At 70.6% G+C, this 3,358-nt stretch carries 6 protein-coding genes; all 6 read left to right on the forward strand.

Annotated elements, in window-relative coordinates; genetic code table 11:
* Nucleotides 1-1,242: phage major capsid protein (locus ACFFGY_RS22045; RefSeq protein WP_377046693.1), on the forward strand; the 1,242-nt coding region annotated here is incomplete at its 5' end.
* 83 nt (nucleotides 1,243-1,325) lie between these two features.
* Nucleotides 1,326-1,625, forward strand: coding sequence for a hypothetical protein (locus ACFFGY_RS22050; protein ID WP_377046694.1), 300 nt, complete (start codon nucleotides 1,326-1,328; stop codon nucleotides 1,623-1,625).
* A gap of 3 nt (nucleotides 1,626-1,628) precedes the next feature.
* Nucleotides 1,629-2,240: a head-tail connector protein gene (locus ACFFGY_RS22055; protein WP_377046695.1), complete on the forward strand. Its 612-nt coding sequence runs from the start codon at nucleotides 1,629-1,631 to the stop codon at nucleotides 2,238-2,240.
* Nucleotides 2,240-2,575, forward strand: coding sequence for a hypothetical protein (locus tag ACFFGY_RS22060; RefSeq protein ID WP_377046696.1), 336 nt, complete (start codon nucleotides 2,240-2,242; stop codon nucleotides 2,573-2,575). The genes ACFFGY_RS22055 and ACFFGY_RS22060 overlap by 1 nt, the downstream gene beginning before the upstream one ends.
* Complete coding sequence (locus tag ACFFGY_RS22065; protein ID WP_377046697.1) at nucleotides 2,575-2,991, forward strand: phage tail terminator-like protein; 417 nt, start codon at nucleotides 2,575-2,577, stop codon at nucleotides 2,989-2,991. Before ACFFGY_RS22060 ends, ACFFGY_RS22065 begins: the two co-directional genes overlap by 1 nt.
* Nucleotides 2,992-3,002: 11 nt before the next feature.
* Entirely contained in the window at nucleotides 3,003-3,206 is a 204-nt protein-coding gene (locus ACFFGY_RS22070; RefSeq protein WP_377046698.1) for a hypothetical protein, read from the forward strand.
* Nucleotides 3,207-3,358: the final 152 nt, after the last annotated feature.

The following is a 3,358-nucleotide window of genomic DNA, read 5'->3' on the forward strand; positions in this document are numbered from 1 at the left end:
GACGGCGAGCCCGGCTTCGCCGAGATCAAGGGGCTGATCGAGAAGATCAACCGCTCCTTCGACGAGTACAAGTCGACCAACGACAACCGCCTGAAGCAGATCGAGCAGAAGGGCGCGGCCGATCCGGTCACGACCGAGAAGCTGAGCAAGATCGACGGCGACCTGAAGAAGCTGTCGGACGAGCTGCTGGAGCTGGGCAAGAAGTCCAACCGCCCCGGTGGCCCGGGCGGCGACGTGAAGCCCGGCGAGGGGCCGGCGCACCGCGAGCACCGCGACGCCTTCAACGCCTTCGCCCGCCGCGGCGAGGGCAGCGAGCGCGAGGTGAACGCGCTGGCGGTGAAGGCAATGTCCACGCTGGTGCCCGCTGACGGCGGCTACCTCGTGCCGGAGATCGTCGACCGCAACATCCTGAACCTGCTGCGCGACGAAAACCCGATGCGGCAGTACGCGAACCAGATCACCGTGTCCTCGCCGGACTACAAGCGCCTGGTGAACCTGCACGGCGCCGGCACCGGCTGGGTCGGCGAGACCGACGCCCGCCCGGCCACCAATACGCCGCAGCTGGCCGAGATCGTCGCCTTCATGGGCGAGCTCTACGCCAACCCGCAGGTCACGCAGACCCTGCTGGACGATGCCGCGGTGGATCTCGAGGCGTGGCTGGCCGGCGAGTTGGCGCAGGAGTTCGGCCTGGCCGAGGGCGCGGCCTTCATCACCGGCGATGGCGTGAAGAAGCCCAAGGGCTTCCTGGCCTACCCGACGGCCGCGACCAAGGACGCCACCCGCCCGCTCGGCACCTTCGAGCACATGGTGACCGGCGTGGCCGGCGGCTTCGCCGCCTCCAATCCGGGCGACCTGCTGGTGTCGCTGATCTACCGCCTGAAGTCGGGCTACCGCACCGGCGCGCGCTGGTACACGAACAGCTCAACGCTGGCGACGGTCCGCACCTGGAAGGACGGCCAGGGCAACTACCTCTGGCAGCCCAACGCCCAGGCGGGCGAGCCCGGTACGCTGCTGGGCTTCCCGATCGCCGACATGGAGCAGATGCCCGACGTGGCGGCCGGCGCCCTGCCGATCGCCTTCGGCGACATGCGCCGCGCCTACACCATCGTGGACCGGATCGGCACGCGCACGCTGCGCGACCCGTACACGAACAAGCCTTACGTCGGCTTCTACACCACGAAGCGGGTGGGCGGCATGGCCGTGGACACCCAGGCGCTGAAGTTCGCCAAGGTCAGCGCCTGACCGGGCGCGCCGGCCTCGCGCCGGCGCCTCCATTCTGCCACCAGCCCCGCCTCGCGCGGGGCTTTCCGTTTCAGGAGGGCCACATGGCCGAACCCAAGGCCGCAAAGGCGGCAGACCAGAACGCCACGGCGACCACCGAGCCGACCGAGAACCTGAACCAGGCCGGCACCGCGCCGAAGGACCCGGATCAGGCGACGGTCGCTGATGCGCACGCCAAGCACGAGGCGCAGCGCGACCTGGCCGAGCGCACCGAGGCCGCGAAGTGGGACAACGTGCGCGCCGGGATGAACCCGCGCGAGGCGCTGGCCGCCGCGCAGCGCAGCACCGGCCCGGCGCCGGAGAACAAGGCCGAGGGCCCGGCGCCCGAGAACAAGAGCGCCTGATCCATGCTCACCGTCATCACGCCAGCGAAGGGAAGGCGCCTGACCACGATCCCGGCCGCGCGTGACCACCTGCTGCTGGGTGATGACGTGGACGAGAAGTACCTGGGCGACCTGATCGACCAGGCCTCGGCGACGGTTGTGTCCCACTGCCGCCGCCCGTTCGCGCGGGAGACGGTGCGCGAGACCTTCCGGCCTCGTGGCGCCACGCCGCTCATCCTGGATCGCACGCCGGTTCAGGGTGCCGTCGCGCTGACGGTGGCCGGGCAGGCGATCGACGCCGAGGGCACCGAACTGAACACCCTGAGCGGCCTGCTGTATCGCCTCGACGGCGCGGCGCGCTGGACAGCATGGGGCTGCGACGTCACCGCGGTGGAATACACCGGCGGCTTCGCGCTGCCGGGGGAGCCCAATCGGGATCTGCCTTCCGACATCGAGCAGGCCTGCCTGATCATGGTCGCAGCGCGCCACGCCGCGCGGGGCCGCGATCCGATGCTGCGCTCCGAAACCACCGAGGGGGTTGGCTCCGCCTCCTTCATCGCGACGGCCGACATGGGCGGGATGCCGCCGCAGGCCGCGGCGCTGCTGGAGCCGTACCGCCGCTGGGTGGTGGCTTGATGTCCCACCACCTCGAGACCCGCCGTCGGCTGATCCGCAGCCGCGGCCGCACCATGACGCTGATCCGGCAGGCGAGGGGCGCTACACCGGCCATCTCCCTCCCGCTGATCGGCTTCCCGCGCGCCTATCGCCCTGACGAGATCCAGGGCGGCGTGCAGGCCAACGACCAGCAGGTCGAGATCCTGAACGACGAGATTGCCGCGGCCGGCTGGCCCGCGCCTCCTGCCAATCCCGACCGCCTGGTGATCGACGGCCGCACCTCCACCGTGAAGGGCGCGCGCCCGGTCTATGCCGGTGCCGAGCTGCTCGGCTGGTCCATCTGGGTGACCGGCTGATGAGCTCACCCGAGGTCTGGGCCGACGCTCAGGTGCTGATCCGCGATACGGCCGCCACGCAGGGCCTCCCGGTGGCCTGGCCGAACGAGGTGTTCGACGACCTGCCGGAGCCGCCCGCGCCCTTCGTGGCGGTGGAAATCCGCGGTGATGGCGCCGAGCCCTACGAGCTGGGCGGCGGCGTGTGGCGCGAGGACGGCTCGCTCTATCTGCACGTCATGGTGCCGACCGGTTCCGGCATCACCGCGGGCCTGCAGCTGCGCAAGGCCTTCGCCGACGGCTTCCGCGGCCTGCCGCCGCGCACCGTCATCTACGACAGCTTCAGCTTCGACCCTGGCAGCGACGACGAAGAGGGCAACTGGCATCGCCTGACCCTGCGCGTCGCCTACCACTACCAGGACATCGGCATTCCAACCTGAGGAGGGCCACCATGGCCGACGACAGCAAGGCCGATGCACCGGCCAAGCCCATCATCTTCGCCATCATCGATATCGCGTCCGGCAAGCAAGTCGGCGAGCAGACCTGCGACGCCAACCTGGCGCCGGTGCTGCTGGACGGCCAGCGCGCCGAGATCCTGACGCCCAAGGCTGCCGCCAAGGCGCCCGCCCCGACGCCGGAAGCCTCCGGCTCGTAATCCCGGCCCGGCTGGGCCTTTCCGTCACACCATTTTCCGGAGGACAGGCCCATGACGGGCACCACCAGCTATCAGGCCGGCCAGGAAGCCACCTTCGCCCGGCTCGCCTACGTGCAGGAGGCCGCCTGGGGCGTCACCCCGGCGGCGAAGCT

This window comes from Roseomonas elaeocarpi, from assembly GCF_042433915.1.
GTDB classification, from domain to species: Bacteria; Pseudomonadota; Alphaproteobacteria; order Acetobacterales; family Acetobacteraceae; genus Roseomonas; species Roseomonas elaeocarpi.